Source organism: Paenibacillus sp. FSL R5-0749 (assembly GCF_038595085.1).
In the GTDB taxonomy this organism is placed as follows: domain Bacteria; phylum Bacillota; class Bacilli; order Paenibacillales; family Paenibacillaceae; genus Paenibacillus.
Window position 1 is genome coordinate 4569618 of the sequence record NZ_CP152005.1, and the last position, 18196, is coordinate 4587813.

Sequence of the window (18196 nt, forward strand, 5' to 3'; positions counted from 1 at the left end):
GTTACCCCAAAAAAAGCCGCACCCTCAGATACGATCTGAGGGTGCGGCTTTTTATTTGTACTTGCATCAGCTAAAAAAGCCTGCTTTATGCCACTGGCATAAAGCAGGCTTCTACAACCACAACCGATTCCTCATTGATAGAGTCACCGGAATTTGGCTTCGTAGAGTATCAACGTTAGTCTTCAATGGTGGATAGATCTCCTGCCGGAAGATCTAGCTCCCAGGCTTTCAGCACACGGCGCATGATTTTGCCAGAACGTGTCTTAGGCAGTTTATCCTTGAACTCGATCTCACGCGGAGCAGCATGGGCAGACAGGCCCTCTTTGACAAAACGGTAAATCTCTTCTTTCAGCTCCGGTGTCGCCTCATATCCTTCACGAAGCGCCACAAAGGCCTTGATGATCTCCCCACGTGTCACATCCGGCTTACCGATTACACCCGCCTCTGCCACCGCAGGATGCTCTACGAGCTTGCTCTCCACCTCAAAGGGGCCGATGCGCTCTCCTGACGAATTAATCACATCATCAATCCGTCCCTGGAACCAGAAGTATCCTTCTTCATCCATATAAGCAGAGTCACCGGATACATACCAGCCCGTAAGCCTGAAATACTCCTCGTATTTCGCAGGGTTATTCCAGATCTTGGCCATCATGGATGGCCAAGGTGCCCTTATGGCCAGATTACCCATACTGTACGGCGGCAATTCCTGTCCGCGATCATCAATAATGGCTGCTTGGATGCCAGGCAACGGACGTCCCATGGAGCCAGGCTTGATCGGCATTCCGGGATAGTTACAGATCAGCTGTGCACCTGTTTCCGTCATCCACCATGTATCATGAATTCGCTGACCATAGGCTTTCCATCCCCAACGAACAACCTCCGGATTGAGCGGTTCACCGACAGACATGACATGACGCAGACTGCTCAGATCAAACTGGGCGATGGTCTCTTCTCCAGCTCCCATCAGCATACGGAAGGCCGTTGGTGCACTGTACCAGATCGTGACTTTATTCTTCTGGATGGTGTTGTACCAATCTTGAGGACTGAAACGACCGCCACGTATTACATTGGTCACTCCGTTGAGCCATGGAGCAAAGATACCGTAAGAAGTCCCTGTGACCCAACCCGGGTCTGCCGTGCACCAGTACACATCATCCTCACGCAAATCCAGAACAACCTTACCTGTATAATAGTGCTGAATCATGGCATTTTGAACATGGTACACCCCTTTGGGTTTACCCGTAGAGCCTGAGGTATAATGAATGAGCAAACCATCCTCACGATTCAACCACTCTACTTCCATCTCATCCGAAGCGGCAGACATCTCTGCATCAAAATCGATGAGTCCTTCTTCCGTCTGCTCGCCTCCACCCACAATAAAGATATGTTTGAGTTCAGGCAACTCGGAACGTTTGATGCGTTTCAATAATTCCGGAGTTGTGACGAGCGCTACTGCTCCGCTATCCTCCAGCCGATCCTTCACTGCCGTTTCCATAAATGCTTCGAACAACGGGCCCGCGATGGCTCCAGCTTTCAATATTCCCAGCAGACTAAAATACAGTTCAGGACTTCGAGGCATAAAAATAAATACCCGCTCTCCTTTGGCTATGCCATATTTGCGGAGAACGTTCCCGAACCGACTCGACTGTTCACTCAGATCAGCAAAAGTATAGGCCTCTTCACGTGAAGCATCGCTATACAATAAAGCGGTTTTGCCGCCCCTTCCTTCCAGTACATGACGATCAATCGCTTCATGCGCCATGTTTACTTTTCCGCTGGCGTGCCACGTAAAATGCTGTTCCACCGATTCCCAATCGAACCGGCTTCTCGCCTCCGTGTAATCGCCCAGATTAGATTCAGACACAACCGTTTGCAGCATCTCACCATGTGCTTGACTCATGCTTGCCAGCCTCCTTCAACTCGACATTTCGATTCCCGTTAGGGCTCAATTCTCATTGCCTTTGTGTTGACTGAACTTCCAGTTAGCGCTTACATTAGTAGAGAGAACTTCTCATCATGTACTTGCTCGGCCAAACAGATGTTAACCATACTGTATTGAATTGTGAACATTTTTTGTCTACGCAATTATAGCAAATCTTTTCAATTGTCGTCTATGGCTTTTCAATTTTTTGGATTTTTGCTATAGCTGACACTTTGAACAACCTCTATAAGTAGGGAGAGAGAGGAGCATGAACCATGGAACATATCAAAGAACATCATATGCGTTCCATCTTCAAGTCCGGCCACCACATTACTGTTGAAGGCCCCGTGCAGGCCGAGGAGATTACCCGTCTTGCCTTCCATCCGGATCTGGATGCCTTTCGGCGACCAACGGAGCAGCAGGAAGCTCTGGCCGAGATCGCAGCATTACCTGAAGGGCGAATTATCATTGCACATGAAAATGAAACGATTATCGGTTATGTAACCTTTCACTATGCGGATGATTGTGAACGCTGGTCCGAGGGCAATATGACTGATTTGATAGAGCTTGGGGCAATCGAGGTTGCGGACGACTATCGCTCGCTTGGCATTGGACGTGAGATGTTGCTTACTGCTTTGGAAGATAAATACATGGAGAACTATATTATTTTCACCACAGAATATTATTGGCATTGGGATCTGAAGGGCAGCGGACTGAATGTATGGGATTATCGCAAAATGATGGAGAAGCTGATGCAAACGATCGACATGACTTGGTATGCAACAGACGACCCTGAAATATGTTCACATCCTGCAAACTGTTTGATGGTACGTATCGGAAGTCAGGTGCCGATCACATCGGAAGAACAGTTTGATCGTGTACGCTTCCGCCATCGGTTCATGTATTAATTCGATGATCTGTTCGAAAAACGATATACATAACAAAAACCGCCTCTCGAAGCTTGATCCATACTTCATGGAACAGCTAATCGATAAGCGGTTTTTCTTGATGCGCCTTTACATATTTTCTAACATATGCTCCACAATACGATGCGAACGCTGGGAAGATTCCACGGTAAATTCAGCAAAGTTGACATGCGCCGAGCCATCCGCTTTATCTGACATTCCACGCAGGACAACAAATGGTACACGATTCATGTAACAAACCTGAGCGACTGCTGCCCCTTCCATTTCGGCACATGCACCGTCCATTTCGGTATATAACATGTTAACGGTATCTTTATTGGCAATAAACTGGTCTCCCGATAATACTTTACCAATCAAATAATGGGCCCCCAGCGCTTTACATGCCTCTTCAGCCAGTGTAATAAGCGAAGCCTCGGCAGGGAATGCAGATGTCTCCTGGTAAGGAATAACCCCGCGTTTAAACCCCAGTGGCGTTACATCCATGTCGTGCTGAACACATACGGATGATATAACCATATCTCCAATATTCAGCTCCGGGTTAACCGCCCCCGCAACACCTGTGAAGATAATGCGATTCACCTGAAAACGATCAATCAAAATCTGTGTCGTAACCGCTGCATTTACTTTACCTACGCCGGATTTGCACACGACAATTTGCTTGCCCAGCCATTCGCCTGCAACGTATGTAATCCCGGTCTGTTTGACCGTCTCAAGCTGTTTCATACCTGCAAGCAAAAGCGCTACTTCCTCATCCATCGCTCCGATAATGCCAATCGTTTCACGCATCTTCTGATACCTCCTGTTTTCACTTTCAACCTCATTCAGCACAAAAGCTCCGTCTCCGGAGCTTTCGCATATCCACTATGTAGAGAGAGAGGTTTCTCTCTTTCCTGTATATAATCCCGATTACACTACATCTGCATGACTTACAGAAAGACGAAGAATCGTTTCATGCGGCAAAATAACCCGTGGATTCTCCACATTTTCCTTCTTCATCAGCTTGGTCAGCAAACGCATCGCAACTGCGCCAAGATCGTACATTGGCTGTGCCACTGTCGTCAACTGAGGACGCACCATGGAAGCCATACGGATGTTATCCACACTAATAATGGAGAAGTCATCCGGTACTTTCAGACCGTCATCCTGAATGCTGTGAATGGCACCAATAGCCATTTCATCTGTTGCAGCAAAGATAGCTGATGGTTTTTTCTTGAGTCCAAGGAAATATTTCATCGCTTCAACACCGGATTCATACCGATAGTTACCGATTCGAACAAGATCCTCCTGGTATTCGATCCCGGCTGCTTCCAGTGCTTTTTTGTATCCTTGGAAACGGGCATAACCATTCGCTGGATCTTGCAGTGTACCACTGATCATCGCAATTTCCTTGTGTCCATGACGAATCAGGGTGTTTACCGCATCAAACGCTGCTGCTTCATGGTCAATATCCACGGATGGGAATGTACCCTTCTCATCACTCGTTGCACAAAGTACGATTGGCACAGCGGCAGACTGGAACGCCTGAATGTGTTCGTCTGTTACTGTTCCGCCCATGAAGAGCAATCCATCCACTTGTTTTTCGAGCAACGTGTTAATAACACGAATTTCTTTTTCTTTCTTCTTATCTGCATTACACAAAATAATGTTGTAGTGATACATATTCGCAATATCTTCAATTCCGCGGGCAATCTCCGCGAAGGTTGAGTTCGAAATATCCGGAATAACGACCCCGACCGTGGTTGTCTTCTTGCTTGCCAGACCTCTGGCTACCGCATTCGGACGATATCCCAATCGTTCGATGGCTTCATATACTTTTTTCCGCGTTTGCGGTTTGACATTAGGGTTATTATTAACTACCCGTGATACCGTTGCCATAGACACTCCAGCTTCACGTGCCACATCATAAATGGTTACCGTCACAGTACTTCTCTCCATTACCAGTAAATTTTCATACCATTTTCATTAAGATTTATATTACGACAAATTTTTGCATTAATCAATTAAAATAGGCTTTAGGACTCACTCAAAACATTCGTAAGTGTAGCTCTAGTAATATCTGAATGGGAAGTATGCCATACAGGAATTCCCTTTTTAATCAGGATCGCCTGTGGAGATTCATGCTTAACACCCAGTTTCTCTGCTGCTTCATTCGATACCGGGCGATCTTCCACAACATAGATGATACCGTATTTCACATTTTCATTGGCATTATTATGCAAATAATCGTTCATCTCCTGATAAGCGTTCGAGCTGATCGGACAGCGCGTACTGTGCTTAAACAGAAGCAAGGGTTGATCCTCGGTAGCCTCTACTGCGGAGTTTAGCTGTTCAATACTTGTCATTTTAGTCATGTCAGCCATTAGATATACATCCCCCTTTACCAGGAATACCGCTATGTTGAGCGTTTTCACTCTTCGATATCTTAACAAAAAGCGCGCGAAAAAGCCAATTTTCATGAAAACAAACATTTTGCACGTCAAAATTAGACAGCATTCGAGAAGTACTCCTGCCACACAAATCCGGATAATTGACTTAACCTGCGCTCCGTGGTCTCTATCCAAACTGTATCTCCAGACTTCGTTGCGTAACCCATGATGTCCAGCAACAGATTGATACGTTCCTCTACCGCTTGCTGCATCCGATATTGCATCTCCCGATCGGTCGCATCCGGCCAGGCCAGCAGTTGCTCATGAAACAGGTCTGCCAATTCATTACGTTCACCAAAAGATACGTCCTGCTTCACGGGCTGTTCACCCAATGTACTAATGCATTCTGTTAAGTCCGGCTTGACCGGAGGAAGCACTTCGTATGATACACAGTCTGTACACGCAAATACGGGTACGTTTCGAATCTCCACTTTTTTGGCGTATACTACGGTTCTTAATTCCAACTCCATTACATGTCCACATCTGCACGACTTGCGCACACCCTCACCTCATTCGTTCTATACTCTATATAAGTACCATTCGACCTATTTCGGCTCAAATCCTGCTGCAAAAGAAAGGTTGCACAAATTACCACTCCCTCCAGATGAAGGTTGTCGAATGCAGGTAATTACTGACTTGTAATCGCTTCCTCCACACTGCATATGCACAACCATGAAGTCCCTTGTAGAATCTGTTACAATTAGAGACGCGACATACCTAATTACAGCAAAAGGAGAGATGAACATGAGATTAACCGGTAAAAAAGTCATCGCTCTGGTCGATGAAGAATTCGAGGATTTGGAATTATGGTACCCTGTGCATCGTGTTCGTGAAGAAGGTGCAGAAGTGCATCTTGCTGGAGAGAAAAAAGGAAAAACCTATATTGGCAAATACGGTGTGCCTGCTGAAGCTGAATATAGTTTCGATGAACTGGACAGTTCAGAGTACGATGGCATTCTTGTACCAGGCGGCTGGGCGCCAGATAAGCTGCGTCGTTATCCCAAAGTTCTGGAACTCGTGAAGGAAATGAATGCAGACCGGAAACCGATTGGACAGATCTGTCATGCAGGATGGGTACTAATCTCTGCCAAAATTCTGGACGGAGTTACGGTAACCTCTACACCAGGCATTCGGGATGACATGGAAAATGCAGGTGCGATCTGGAAAGATGAAGCGGTTGTTGTTGATGGACATATCATCTCGGCACGTCGTCCACCGGACCTTCCACCTTACGGCAAGGCATTCTGTGATGCCCTCGCTGACAAGTAAAAATAACCCCACTGCGCTCTCATACACAGTGGGGTTATTTTATATAACAAGCTTTCCAACAAATAATTATCACGAATGTAAATATATTAACTTAAAGGTATTTATATCCATTTATCCCAATCACGATGCATTCGAACCACTTTGTTCATCCGGGCTTCCTGTGGAGTCATTAAAGACTTGCAATCGCTCCTCAATATCTCCGCTGGTCCGCAGGGCGAAGCACTTTCGAGCTTCTTCTTTGGCGTCCGATGCTGTTGTGTTCAGCACTCGGTGCTTCACACGCAACAGAGATTGCGGAGACATACTCAAGTGGCGAATACCAAGCTCCAGCCAAAGCGGAATGGCACGCTCGTCCCCTGCCATCTCTCCGCACACACTAACATCAATTCCTGCCGTATGCGCCGCATCCGCTGTGGCACGAAGCATCCGCAGAACAGCCGGATGATAAGGGTGATACATATGAGCGATCTGCTCATTCATTCGATCTACTGCCAGTACATATTGAACCAGATCGTTCGTTCCTATACTGAAGAAATCCGCCTCCTCCGCCAGCAGATCAGCAATCATCACCGCTGCAGGAACTTCAATCATGATCCCTACCTGAATATGAGGGTCGTATGATAATCCCCGCTCGTCCAGATCGGACATCGCCTCACGAAGAATCTCATTGGCTTGTTGAAGCTCTTCCACCGAAGAGATCATCGGGTACATGATTTTCACATTGCCAGCAGCGCTGGCACGCAGAATGGCTGTAAGCTGTGTTTTGAACAGGTCTTTACGGTCCAGACTAATTCGTATTGCACGGTAACCCAGAAACGGATTGTCTTCTTCCGGCAATTCGAAGTAATCCAGTTGCTTGTCACCACCGATATCCAGAGTACGAATGACAACGGATTGTCCTGCCGTCTTCTCTGCCACAAGGCGGTACACCTCATACTGCTCCTGCTCACCCGGAAATGTAGCCCGATCCATATATAGAAACTCTGTCCGGAACAAGCCTACGCCCTTGGCTCCATGTTTCAAAGCCAGATCCAGTTCCTTCACAGAACTGATATTGGAAGCGAGGTGTAATATAGCCCCGTCTTTGGTTACAGCATCCACCGTAGCAAGCACCTGAAGTTGTTCTTTTTTCTTCAGCTGTTTGCTGCGAAGCATGGTATACCGTTCAATTGTCTTGCGATCCGGGTCGGTAAATACCAAGCCATTATCACCATCCACCACAAGCATATCACCAGTCTCAACCGGCATGCCAAGACTCGCTTCCAGACCGGAAACGAGAGGAATGCCAAGCGCACGAGCCATTATTGCAGAATGTGAAGTCTTCCCGCCAATCAAGGTTACAATGCCCAGGACATGACTGGGATTCAGATGTGCTAATTGAGATGGCGATAGTTCTTTGGCAACAAGTACATACGGCTGTGTATCCGAAGGGAGTGTAATCTCCGGTGCACCAAGCAGATGCTTGAGCAGACGATTACCTACATCCTTGATGTCAATGGCCCGCTCCTTCATATACTCGTCTTCCAGCAAGTCAAACATCGTGACAAAATGGTCTATGGCTTCTTTGACTGCCACTTCTGCCGCCTTGTACTGACGCTCGATAATGCCCCGAATTTCGTTCATGAATACTGGATCCTCGAGGATGGCCAGATGTGCATCAAAAATACTGGACTCCTCCGGCCCCACGACTTCCTTGAACTCATTCTTGATATATTCAATCTCATCCTTAGATGTCCGTATGCCCTCATACAGCCGTTCGAACTCTTGGGCGAGATCTACCGAATCCATCTTCTGATCCGGCAGATCCCATTCCCAACTGGGCAGGACAAATGCTTTGCCGATGGCTATGCCTGCAGCTCCGTTGATGCCTTGTATCTTCATTCTACCCCTCCAACGTTCCTGTCATAGAGCACCACGGACATGACGGATGCCTGACCTTTCTTCACTTGCTTAAATGGAGCAAAGCTCCATGATTTTACTCGATCGGGATTCGTAATTACCATTGGGGTTGTCAGTGACGCCGCTTGCTCGCGAAGTACCGCAAGATCAAACTTGATCAACAACTGCCCTGGCTCCACTGTATCGCCCTCCTGAACAAAAGCTTCAAAATGGCCTTTTAACTGAGAGGTATCAATGCCGATATGCAATAACACCTCAAGCCCCTCCCGAGTGGAAATCCCCAAGGCATGCATGGTCGGATACAAGTGCATAATCGTTCCATACACCGGTGATACCAGCTCTCCGCGTTCTGGAACAAAGGCTACTCCATCCCCAACAAGCTTGGCTGCAAAAATCTGATCCGGCACCTCTTCAATGGGTAACATTTTTCCCTGAACGGGAGCACAGAACAGAACCTGTTGCAGATCTCTTTCCAATAGCTTCGCGATTTCTTCCCGAATCAATTCCGAATAGGTACCGAATACCACCTGTACGTTACCGCCACCCAGCTTGATTAATCCAGCGGACCCCATACTCTTCATGGCACCCGTGTCGATCAGGCGGTCATCATGCACGGTCAGGCGAAGACGTGTAATACATGCCTCAACCTGTACAATATTACTCTTCCCACCCAATGCTTCGAGGATTAGAGGTGCCTGATAAGGAATGTTGCCTACCCAATCTTCCAGCATGGAGCCCTCTTCACGTCCTGGTGTTGGAATCTTGAACGTACGAATCGCCCATCGGAACAGGAAGTAATAAACCAGCCCATATAGTATGCCAATCGGAATGAGCTTCCAAGCATTCTCCGATAGATGGAAATTGAGTATGTAATCAATAATACCTGCGGAGTACGAAAATCCATGCCGGATATCGAGCCAGTAACTGATCCACATCGCAACACCGGACATGACTGCATGCACGATGAACAGATAAGGTGCGGCGAACAAAAAAGCAAACTCAATCTGTTCCGATACCCCGGTTAGAAAACAAACGAGTGCCGATGTCAGAAACGTTTTCTTGATTTTTGGTTTCAGATCTTCCCTGGCTTCCTGAATTATAGCAAAGGCTATTGCCGGAATGGCAAACATCATGATGGGAAACAAACCCGCCATAAAGAATCCTGCGGTGGGGTCTCCTGCAAAAAATCGGGGCAAATCCCCTTGTACAATGTTACCATCAGGTGTTTCGAATGTTCCTAACTGGAACCAAAATACATTGTTAAGCAGATGATGAAGTCCAAAAGCGACCAATACCCTGTATAACACCCCGTAAATGAACAATCCAAAACCGCCGAGACTGTATTCCCATGTGGCAATGGCATTCAATCCATGCTGTAAAATCGGAGCGATCCATAACATAAAGCAGGAGAACAATGCGGAACAGAGTCCGACGATGAGCAAAACAAACCTTGAACCCCCGAAAAATTGCAAAATTTCGGGCAGTTTAATGCTTTTAAACCGATTATGCATCCCACCGGCAAGCGCGCCGAGTATGATTCCGATTAAGGAAGCGGGCTGAACGGTGCCGTCACCAAAGTTCCGAGTCACCTGATCATATATCACGATACCAGCCAGAGCAGCAAGTCCCGCTTGTCCGGCCTGGTTGGAGAGTCCCAGTGCTACACCGACAGCGAACAAATACGGCAAAAAATAAAAAATGCCGTGTCCGGCCACGGTAGACACTTCACCGACAACACTTAATCCCCAGGCGTCCCAAGGCAGACTGCCAACACTGAGCAAAATTGCGGCGGCGGGCAGGACCATTGTAGGCAGCATTACCGCTCGTCCGAGCTGCTGCAAGGATCCGAGCCAATTCATGGCGACCTCTCCTTTCTATCCTAGATGGTAAGCTTTGCGCAACGTTTTGTCAAAGCAAAACAGTAACCCATTGGTCATTTTATATAGCAAAAATAGAACAGAAAAAATCCCGTCAACTTCAAAGTTAACGGGATCTATCCTGCAATCATTCAATTGGGTCAGATCAGGATATTAACCGATCCGAGATGAACAGGCCTCTCAGCCACGTCCAGCGCCGCGCAGAACGATGGAATCCTCTACCTTGATACAACGATTCGTTACCGCTGTCATGCCGTTCTCCGCCGCAATCTGAACCGCCTCATCACTATGGATGCCAAGTTGAAGCCACAGGACATTGGCTTTGATGGCAGCAGCGTCACGAGCTACATCCGCACAGAACTCATCGCGACGAAACACATTGACGATGTCTACTGGCTCCGGAATATCCGCAAGCGTAGCATATACCGTCTCTCCAAGAATTTCACCTTGCACCTGTGGGTTAACCGGGATAATGCGATAGCCTCTGCTCTGCATGGCTTCGGCCACCATATAGGAAGTGCGATCTGATTTGTCTGACAAGCCGACGACTGCGATGTTGCCTGCTTTGCGCAAAAGTTGTCCAATTTCTTCACGAGTAGGGTTGTTAAATTCCATGTTCAAGCACCATCCTTTTCTGATTAAAGTGCGTGTTCAAAAGACTGATTCTCAGCTATTTACTCTTTTACCCATTGAACCGAGGCGCCAAGCGCCTGCAAATGATCGAAATATTGCGGATAAGACTTGGCTACATGGTGTGCATCCCGAATACGAAGCGGCTCCTTGGAACGCAGACCGACAACAGTGAGCGCCATAATTACGCGATGATCGAAGTGAGCGTTAATCTCAACGCCGCCTTCAACACCTTCCGGACGTCCGTGTACGATAATCTCAGCTTGACGCTCTTCAACGTTCGCTCCTGCCTTCCGCAGTTCGTTCAAGTAATCAGTGATTCGGTCACATTCCTTGTAACGCAGGTTCTCTACATTATAGAACCGAGAAGTGCCTTCCGCAAACACAGCTGCGGCTACCATAGCCAAAACCGCGTCCGTTGCGGCATCCCCGTCGAATTCGATTGCTTTCAGTCTGCCATTTCCTTGAACGTGTACGACATCGTTCTCATGTGTCAATGGCACTTCCATCATGCGCAGCACGTCAACGATAGCACGTTCGCCCTGTTTGCTCTGCTCCATCAGGCGCAGAATTTTCACATCAGACTGTGTAACCGCTGCTGCTGCAAGAACCGCTGCTGATCCAGGGTAATCCCCTTGTACGGTATAAGTCGTTGGCTGGTATGCCTGTCCACCTGGTACACGGAAGGACATGTAATCATCACTTGCATGGATAACGATGCCTGCTTGCTCCAGCACTTCCAGCGTCTGTCCAATAACGACCTTGGACTTCAGGTCATCCAGCACTTCAATGGTGCTGTCTTCTGCAAGCAAAGGCGTAACAAACAACAATGCGCTCAGATACTGGGAGCTGACGGAGCCGGATACACGAATGTATCCACCCTTGGCATTGCCACCTTTGATTGTAATCGGTAGGCGTCCTTGTTCGTGCTGTACTTCTACACCCAGTTGACCAAGCGCATCAATCAGGTCATCATGCGGACGTTTACCCAGCGAATCCGGGTACGTATTTACAAATGTAACGTCTGGACAAAGCGCTGTAACTCCCATGAGGAAACGAAGTACAGCACCCGCATTCCCCACATTCAACTCACGCACATCACGGGGATGACTGCCGAAGCCCTTGATTACAATCTTGCTGTCGTCTTCTTCAAGTTCAGCCCCAAGATCACGAATACATCTGCGCATGGCGTCACTGTCTTCACTGTGTGCCGGGAAATGAATGGTACTTGTGCCTTCTGCCAGCGCAGCAGCCAGCAAATAGCGGGTAGTGTAGTTTTTGGAGGACAGAGCCCCGATTTCCCCGTTCAGAGTGGGGGTTGGTTTAACAATAACGTCCATGGATGAAATTCTCCTTCATTGATTATATTGTCGCCAAATTGACATTCCGTGCATCGCTTGGGTATCATTATAGGCGTTAAGTCCATACAGAAAAGAGGACCTGAATATGACACAAATAGCTGAAATTGAAACGTCTGAGCTGCGCCGCCGTTTACAGGCGGGAGAGAAGCTGCAGATGATAGACGTCCGCGAGGACGATGAAGTGGCGCAAGGCATGATCGAAGGAGCCAAGCATATCCCGCTTGGACAGATTCCGGACCGATTGTCTGAGATTGAAAAATCAGGCGAGATCGTAATCATCTGTCGTAGCGGTTACCGCAGTGAGCGTGCCTGTGAATATCTGCAGCAACTGGGATACGAAGGCTGTACAAACATGGTCGGCGGTATGCTTCAGTGGCAACAGGAAGACTAGAGTAATGTGGAGCGGATCGAAGTCGTAGGTAACTTTAGACCTCTAACCTACTCTGCTCCTAGAAACGAACGGGCCAATATGGCCCGTTTTGTTATATCTGCCAACATCTATCAACCATCAACTTCGATGATAACAAGCTTAGACGCGGTAATGCGCTAAAATTAAACGAGTCACTTCAGAAGCGGATAACTCGGTTGTATCCACCGTATAATGTGCGAACCGGTATGCGTCTTTCCGCTCTTCCATTATCGTCTTGATGCGTTCCTCCGCATTTCCTGCAAGAAGTGGACGATTGTCGCAGCCGCTAACACGCTCCACAATCACTGCCGGATCAGCAGTCAGAGCAACAACCCAACCATTTTCCAACATCACGTCACAATTATCCGAACGCAGCACCACGCCACCTCCGGTCGCTATGACCTGTGACTTTTTCTCCAGTACCGAACACAGCACGCGGCTCTCGGCATCACGGAAATACGTCTCTCCCTTGCTGGTGAACAGTTCCGGAATCGCACAGCCTTCTTCTTTTTCCACCGCGGCGTCCACATCAATCAATCGGTAACCAAGCTCGCGTGCAAGCATGTCAGCGACGGTTGATTTGCCGGTTCCCATCATGCCGATGAGAATAATATTGTTAGACTTGCTCAAGGTGTACACTCCTTTAATTCAAGCAATTCGTGAGCACTTTTGTCCTATCATAACACAGCCCTGCGGACTGGGAAAGACCAAAAGAGGCCTGGCGTTAACCGACAATCACCGGAACGCCAAACCTCTTTTAAGCCTCTTAGCAGGCCAAATCTGCCACTTTAAGACGCTCAACCCAAATCTCATCGATTCGTATAGGTGGTACTACTCCATCCAGTTGTGGTGGAAGCTGCCTTCTTTGTCCACACGTTTGAACGTGTGAGCACCAAAGTAGTCACGTTGTGCTTGCAGCAAGTTTGCTGGCAAACGCTCTGTACGGTAGCTGTCGTAGTAAGACAACGCACTGGAGAAACCAGGTACGGGAACACCTTGTTTTACAGCAGCCGCTACAACTTCACGCCATGCGCCTTGATATGACTCAACGATGTTTTGGAAGTAAGGATCCAAGAGCAAGTTTTTCAGAGCTGCGTCTTTATCATAAGCTTCCTTGATGTTTTGCAGGAACTGCGAACGGATGATACATCCACCGCGGAAGATCATGGCAATGTTGCCGTATTTCAGATCCCAGCCATACTCATCGGAAGCTGCACGCATTTGTGCAAATCCTTGTGCATAGGATACGATTTTACTTGCAAACAATGCTTTACGAACGTTCTCGATGAACGCTTTTTTGTCGCCAGAGAATGCTTCAGTTTCTGGTCCACTCAGGATTTTGCTAGCTGCTACACGCTCGTCCTTCATGGCAGACAGGAAACGGGAGAATACGGATTCTGTAATCATGGACAATGGAACGCCGAGATCCAGTGCACTTTGGCTTGTCCATTTACCAGTTCCTTTTTGTCCTGCCGCGTCCAGAATAACGTCAACCATTGGTTTGCCTGTTTCTGGATCATATTTGGAGAAGATATCTGCTGTGATTTCGATCAGATAACTATCCAGCTCTCCTTGATTCCATTCCGTAAAGATCGCATGAAGCTCTTCAACGGAAACGTTCAATACGGATTTGAGCAAGTGGTACGCTTCACCGATCAACTGCATATCTCCGTACTCAATACCGTTATGCACCATTTTCACATAGTGTCCGGCACCATCAGGTCCAATATATGTACAACATGGATCGTCACCGACATGGGCTGAGATCGCCGTCAGGATCGGTTCAACCAATTTATAAGCACTTTCCTGTCCACCAGGCATGATGGAAGGGCCTTTCAGTGCGCCTTCTTCACCACCGGATACACCCGTACCGATGAAGCGAATGCCTTTGTCTTCCAACTCTTTGCTGCGACGTTGCGTGTCAGGGAAGTATGCGTTCCCTCCATCAATGATGATATCACCCTCATCCAGGTGAGGAAGCAGTTGTTCAATGGTAGCATCGGTCGCTTTGCCTGCTTGTACCATGATCAAAATTTTGCGCGGGGATTCCAGGGATGCTACGAACTCTTCAATGGAGAATGAACCTGTCAGGTTTTTACCTTCAGCTTCTTTCAGAAGATCATTGGTTTTCTCGGGGGAACGGTTATATACCGATACTGAGAAACCTTTGCTTTCAATGTTAAGGGCCAAATTTTTGCCCATGACAGCCAGGCCAATCACGCCAATTTGTTGTTTTGTCATCTGGTCCTCCATCCTTTGCTCCAATTAATTTTATTGAAATAAATTCTCAACAATACTCCCATTTTAACGGTTTTATGTATAGAAGTGAACCCCGTGACACAGCTACGCAACGAGAAAACACCCCAATCTGCTGAGGTGTTCATCGTATTTTCATAAATACAGTGGGGATCACTCTGTCTCATACCAAAGTAATCCAATATTGTACATCTGATGGTATAATCATACCCATTGAACCTGGACTCAAGAAGGAGGAACATAACACATGGCGTGGGAACAGCTTTCAAAGCAAGAACAATTTTTAATGGATATTCGCAGAACCTTTTTGCTGGGGTCTTATATCCATGAATGGGGTATGCCAGAGCTCAGAACCGTTCTTTCAAAGCCGAACCGAAGCATTTATATCGAAATTTATTATTTCCCTCCCACCTCGCATGCAGACATCGCCAGATTCGCAACAGTCGGATTGTCTCAGGCATGTCGTCCATCAGGAGAGAAGGTCTCGTCGGAATGGATGCTCGCGCTGCAATCCAATCTCGGTGGTGAGAGTGTGGAGCGTGTGAACTCCTATATGGCCGATCTAATCTCCCATCATATCGAAAATGTACAGGATTCAACGGTTCCGCGTGTGATGACACCGAGCGAATTAGCACCAGCCCGATGGAATGCGACCGCCTTTCTTCTCGATGAATTGCGAGGTGAAAGCGAATCCCTGGAACAGATACACGTTGGACATGAAACGATTCCGTTACTATGGGCCATCCCCATCACCTCATATGAATCCAATCTGTTGTTATCCGCAGGATTGGATGAATTTGATGCCTTCATCGAAAGCTCGGAACACTCTATCATTGACCCTTGTCGTCCCTAATGCCCTCTACATACAAATAAAACCCTGGCTTGCGCCAGGGTTTGGATATGAGTTGATGTTTTTTTCGAGAGCAGTTTTCATTCACCTTACAGCGTTAACCGTTCCTCAACCTTCCAACATTAATAGATGTCCGGACAGTTGTTTTAAGACTTCACGGCAAGCATTTGCTTTGTCTACATTATCCGTCTGTATGGCAGTGTGGAGGCGCTCCAGTTCATCGTCCACTTCCATGCGCAACAACATGAGCCTTTCCTCGCCTTCGCGCGAGAGGAACATTTCTTCCATCTCTTCCGCCGTCGGCGCAGGTTCTTTTTGAAAGATTACACGTTGCTTGAACCCGGAAACTTCCACGAGGCGAATCACTTCACCGAATAAAATGTTCTCCACCGTCATCTGCTGATCCTTAAACCGCTTCACAACTGCATGCCCGCGTGTATCTCCAATCAGCTTCTCCAGCCATTCTGCAAGCTTTGCGTCCTTAATGATGTAATCCCCAGTCATCTTATAGTTCCCCGTGCGTGTCTGTTGAAAGCGGAGCTTTACCAGCTTGCGGCCGGTCCGGACTGACAGTATAAAAAAGGATTCGTCCTCGCTCCAATATAGTGAATATCCCTCACGAATAAGGTCTCTGATCAAATTTTGGATATGCCGACGGTTGAACCGCAGCTCCAGATTGCAATATTCAACTTCATAACTCTTATTCACGGCACTCCCTCCATCTGTACCGGATCTGCTCCGGCCCTCGTCTTCAATCGCTTCTACTCAATCGGCTTACCCTATTTTATACTTCATTTTATGTAAGGGTACTTGGTTATTTGACTATTTTTCACCGAAAGGACGGCAGCACTACAGCTTTCCGCAAGCGCACAGGGGCAAGCCCCCGATTTTCATGTTATAACAGACATCAAAAAGGGAGCTCCACAACCATGAAGGTTGACGGAACTCCCTTTTTTCTATTTTATTTGGCTGGAGCGGTGCGAAACGGATTGCGGGATAGTACAAAATGTACTACGGCAAGTCCTGCCATGACGACGGCACTGCCAATGAATGGTGCCGGATGGCTAACGTGGTCCCACAACAATCCGGAAACAATAGGACCTACAACCATGCCCGATCCCTGCAAAGTGAGGAAGAATCCCCAGATCGCTCCCCGCTCCCCTTTGGGAATCAGTGTGGCTACAAACGCATTCCAGGCGGGCAGAATCATGGCATAACTGACGCCCACCAACATAACAACACCAAAGACTACCGGAATGGATGTTATGGAGGAAAATGCGAACAGACTTGCTGACGCCATCAAAAAACCAACGTTCAGGAACGGTTTCGTACCAAACCTGTCTACCATTTTACCTACAGGCAGTAACGCAATAACAGTTATTCCACCCCCCGCAATCAACAACAAACTATACAGGTTGGGTGAGATATGCAGGTCTGTGCGTGTATATAGCGTGATTACTGGACTGAGCAGCCCAATGACAAATGACTGCATAAACAAGGCAGGATACACTAACGGATTAACATTAAGCGTGCTGCGAACCCGCTGCAGTGTGCCCTTCACACTCTTTTGCAGTCGGATGAACGGCGTGAGCAAGTTTGGTTTGGCTGGATATTTCACATCTCGATTCTTCGCCGTTTGCTCGGCATGCTCCTCTCCTTCGACAATGACACGTCCAGGAAGAATCATAGCCACCAGAATAACGAGAATGGCACACCCCATCAACACAAGAAATATGGTGCGGTAATCATGGTGCGTACGCTCCAGCAACCAGTTCATGCCAATTGGTCCAAGGCCTGTACCGCCCAGAGCGGCCATCTCCAGCGCTCCCATTGCTGTACCATTCTTGTTCTGTGGGCCTGACATCGCAGTCACCCCTGTCATGGCGCAAGGCCAGAGCGGTGACGTACCAATGCCAAGAATCAGACAGGCCATAGCCAGTCCAAAGGCACTTTTGAGAAAAAGGATCATAATAACAGCGATTAAGGTACAGATTAGTGCTGTGACCATCGTTGCGCGGAATCCGATCCGTTCTGCTGCCCAGCCGGAAGGCGCCCGGAACAGATTATCTCCCAGATATTGAAGAGCAAATGCCACACCAATGACGCCTGCGGACAGACCCAGAATATTGTCCATATACACGGGCAAAACCGCTACCAACAGCGCTCCTTTGATAATTTCAACTAGAAAAAGTGTCAGCCACATCGCGATAAAAAATGGAGATCGCAAAATTTTGGCTGGTTTTGTATCAGTTTGCATTCTTTTTCCCCTTTCGGCGTTCATTTACCTATTCCCTATCCTTAGTGTAACCGTGGGGAATGTGCCCAAATCTCGGCAATTTAAAAAATTGTCGATTATACCTGTTGCATTCGGG

At 47.6% G+C, this 18196-nt stretch carries 17 protein-coding genes; 4 read left to right on the top strand and 13 right to left on the bottom strand.

From position 1 onward, the window contains the following. Positions 1-175: 175 nt before the first annotated feature. On the bottom strand, positions 176-1900 hold the full coding sequence (acsA, locus tag MKY85_RS20335) for an acetate--CoA ligase (protein ID WP_339235726.1): 1725 nt from the start codon (positions 1898-1900) through the stop codon (positions 176-178). A gap of 296 nt (positions 1901-2196) precedes the next feature. Here acsA and MKY85_RS20340 point away from each other — a divergent pair, with 296 nt between their 5' ends. After that, positions 2197-2829, top strand: a complete 633-nt coding sequence (locus MKY85_RS20340; RefSeq protein WP_339256341.1) for a GNAT family N-acetyltransferase — start codon at positions 2197-2199, stop codon at positions 2827-2829. Between the two features lie 108 nt (positions 2830-2937). On the opposite strand, the gene MKY85_RS20345 is transcribed toward MKY85_RS20340, so the two are convergent. The 4 genes from MKY85_RS20345 to MKY85_RS20360 all read right to left on the bottom strand — a co-directional run bounded on the left by MKY85_RS20345 (position 2938) and on the right by MKY85_RS20360 (position 5743). Then, the gene (locus MKY85_RS20345; protein ID WP_339235730.1) at positions 2938-3633 is read right to left on the bottom strand and encodes a 5'-methylthioadenosine/adenosylhomocysteine nucleosidase; all 696 of its coding nucleotides are present in this window, start codon (positions 3631-3633) and stop codon (positions 2938-2940) included. Between the two features lie 120 nt (positions 3634-3753). Next, positions 3754-4767, bottom strand: a complete 1014-nt coding sequence (ccpA, locus tag MKY85_RS20350) for a catabolite control protein A (RefSeq protein WP_036614690.1) — start codon at positions 4765-4767, stop codon at positions 3754-3756. Between the two features lie 92 nt (positions 4768-4859). Beyond that, complete coding sequence (ytxJ, locus tag MKY85_RS20355) at positions 4860-5207, bottom strand: bacillithiol system redox-active protein YtxJ (RefSeq protein WP_339235732.1); 348 nt, start codon at positions 5205-5207, stop codon at positions 4860-4862. 122 nt (positions 5208-5329) lie between these two features. After that, positions 5330-5743, bottom strand: a complete 414-nt coding sequence (locus MKY85_RS20360) for a hypothetical protein (RefSeq protein ID WP_339235734.1) — start codon at positions 5741-5743, stop codon at positions 5330-5332. Positions 5744-6017: 274 nt separating this feature from the next. Between MKY85_RS20360 and MKY85_RS20365 the strand changes: the two genes are divergently transcribed. Next, complete coding sequence (locus MKY85_RS20365) at positions 6018-6542, top strand: type 1 glutamine amidotransferase domain-containing protein (RefSeq protein WP_339235737.1); 525 nt, start codon at positions 6018-6020, stop codon at positions 6540-6542. A gap of 120 nt (positions 6543-6662) precedes the next feature. On the opposite strand, the gene ptsP is transcribed toward MKY85_RS20365, so the two are convergent. The 4 genes from ptsP to aroA all read right to left on the bottom strand — a co-directional run bounded on the left by ptsP (position 6663) and on the right by aroA (position 12288). Next, positions 6663-8423 carry a phosphoenolpyruvate--protein phosphotransferase gene (gene ptsP / locus MKY85_RS20370; protein ID WP_339235739.1) on the bottom strand — a complete coding sequence of 587 codons (1761 nt, stop codon included), beginning with the start codon at positions 8421-8423 and terminating at the stop codon, positions 6663-6665. Continuing rightward, positions 8420-10300, bottom strand: a complete 1881-nt coding sequence (locus MKY85_RS20375) for a glucose PTS transporter subunit IIA (protein ID WP_342570631.1) — start codon at positions 10298-10300, stop codon at positions 8420-8422. The genes ptsP and MKY85_RS20375 overlap by 4 nt, the downstream gene beginning before the upstream one ends. Positions 10301-10498: 198 nt before the next feature. Further along, complete coding sequence (locus tag MKY85_RS20380; protein ID WP_091014241.1) at positions 10499-10933, bottom strand: CoA-binding protein; 435 nt, start codon at positions 10931-10933, stop codon at positions 10499-10501. 59 nt (positions 10934-10992) lie between these two features. Beyond that, positions 10993-12288, bottom strand: a complete 1296-nt coding sequence (gene aroA, locus MKY85_RS20385; RefSeq protein ID WP_342570632.1) for a 3-phosphoshikimate 1-carboxyvinyltransferase — start codon at positions 12286-12288, stop codon at positions 10993-10995. A 106-nt stretch (positions 12289-12394) separates the two neighbouring features. On the opposite strand from aroA, the gene MKY85_RS20390 reads away from it, so the two are divergent. Beyond that, positions 12395-12700 carry a rhodanese-like domain-containing protein gene (locus tag MKY85_RS20390; protein WP_017687407.1) on the top strand — a complete coding sequence of 102 codons (306 nt, stop codon included), beginning with the start codon at positions 12395-12397 and terminating at the stop codon, positions 12698-12700. Positions 12701-12838: 138 nt separating this feature from the next. On the opposite strand, the gene MKY85_RS20395 is transcribed toward MKY85_RS20390, so the two are convergent. Both MKY85_RS20395 and gndA read right to left on the bottom strand, forming a co-directional pair. Then, on the bottom strand, positions 12839-13348 hold the full coding sequence (locus MKY85_RS20395) for a shikimate kinase (RefSeq protein ID WP_342570633.1): 510 nt from the start codon (positions 13346-13348) through the stop codon (positions 12839-12841). A gap of 201 nt (positions 13349-13549) precedes the next feature. After that, positions 13550-14959, bottom strand: coding sequence for an NADP-dependent phosphogluconate dehydrogenase (gene gndA / locus MKY85_RS20400; protein WP_342570634.1), 1410 nt, complete (start codon positions 14957-14959; stop codon positions 13550-13552). Positions 14960-15221: 262 nt separating this feature from the next. Between gndA and MKY85_RS20405 the strand changes: the two genes are divergently transcribed. Beyond that, positions 15222-15827, top strand: coding sequence for a suppressor of fused domain protein (locus tag MKY85_RS20405; RefSeq protein WP_342570635.1), 606 nt, complete (start codon positions 15222-15224; stop codon positions 15825-15827). 105 nt (positions 15828-15932) lie between these two features. On the opposite strand, the gene MKY85_RS20410 is transcribed toward MKY85_RS20405, so the two are convergent. Beyond that, entirely contained in the window at positions 15933-16532 is a 600-nt protein-coding gene (locus MKY85_RS20410; RefSeq protein WP_339235755.1) for a hypothetical protein, read from the bottom strand. A gap of 253 nt (positions 16533-16785) precedes the next feature. Continuing rightward, the gene (locus MKY85_RS20415; protein ID WP_342570636.1) at positions 16786-18081 is read right to left on the bottom strand and encodes an MFS transporter; all 1296 of its coding nucleotides are present in this window, start codon (positions 18079-18081) and stop codon (positions 16786-16788) included. Positions 18082-18196: the final 115 nt, after the last annotated feature.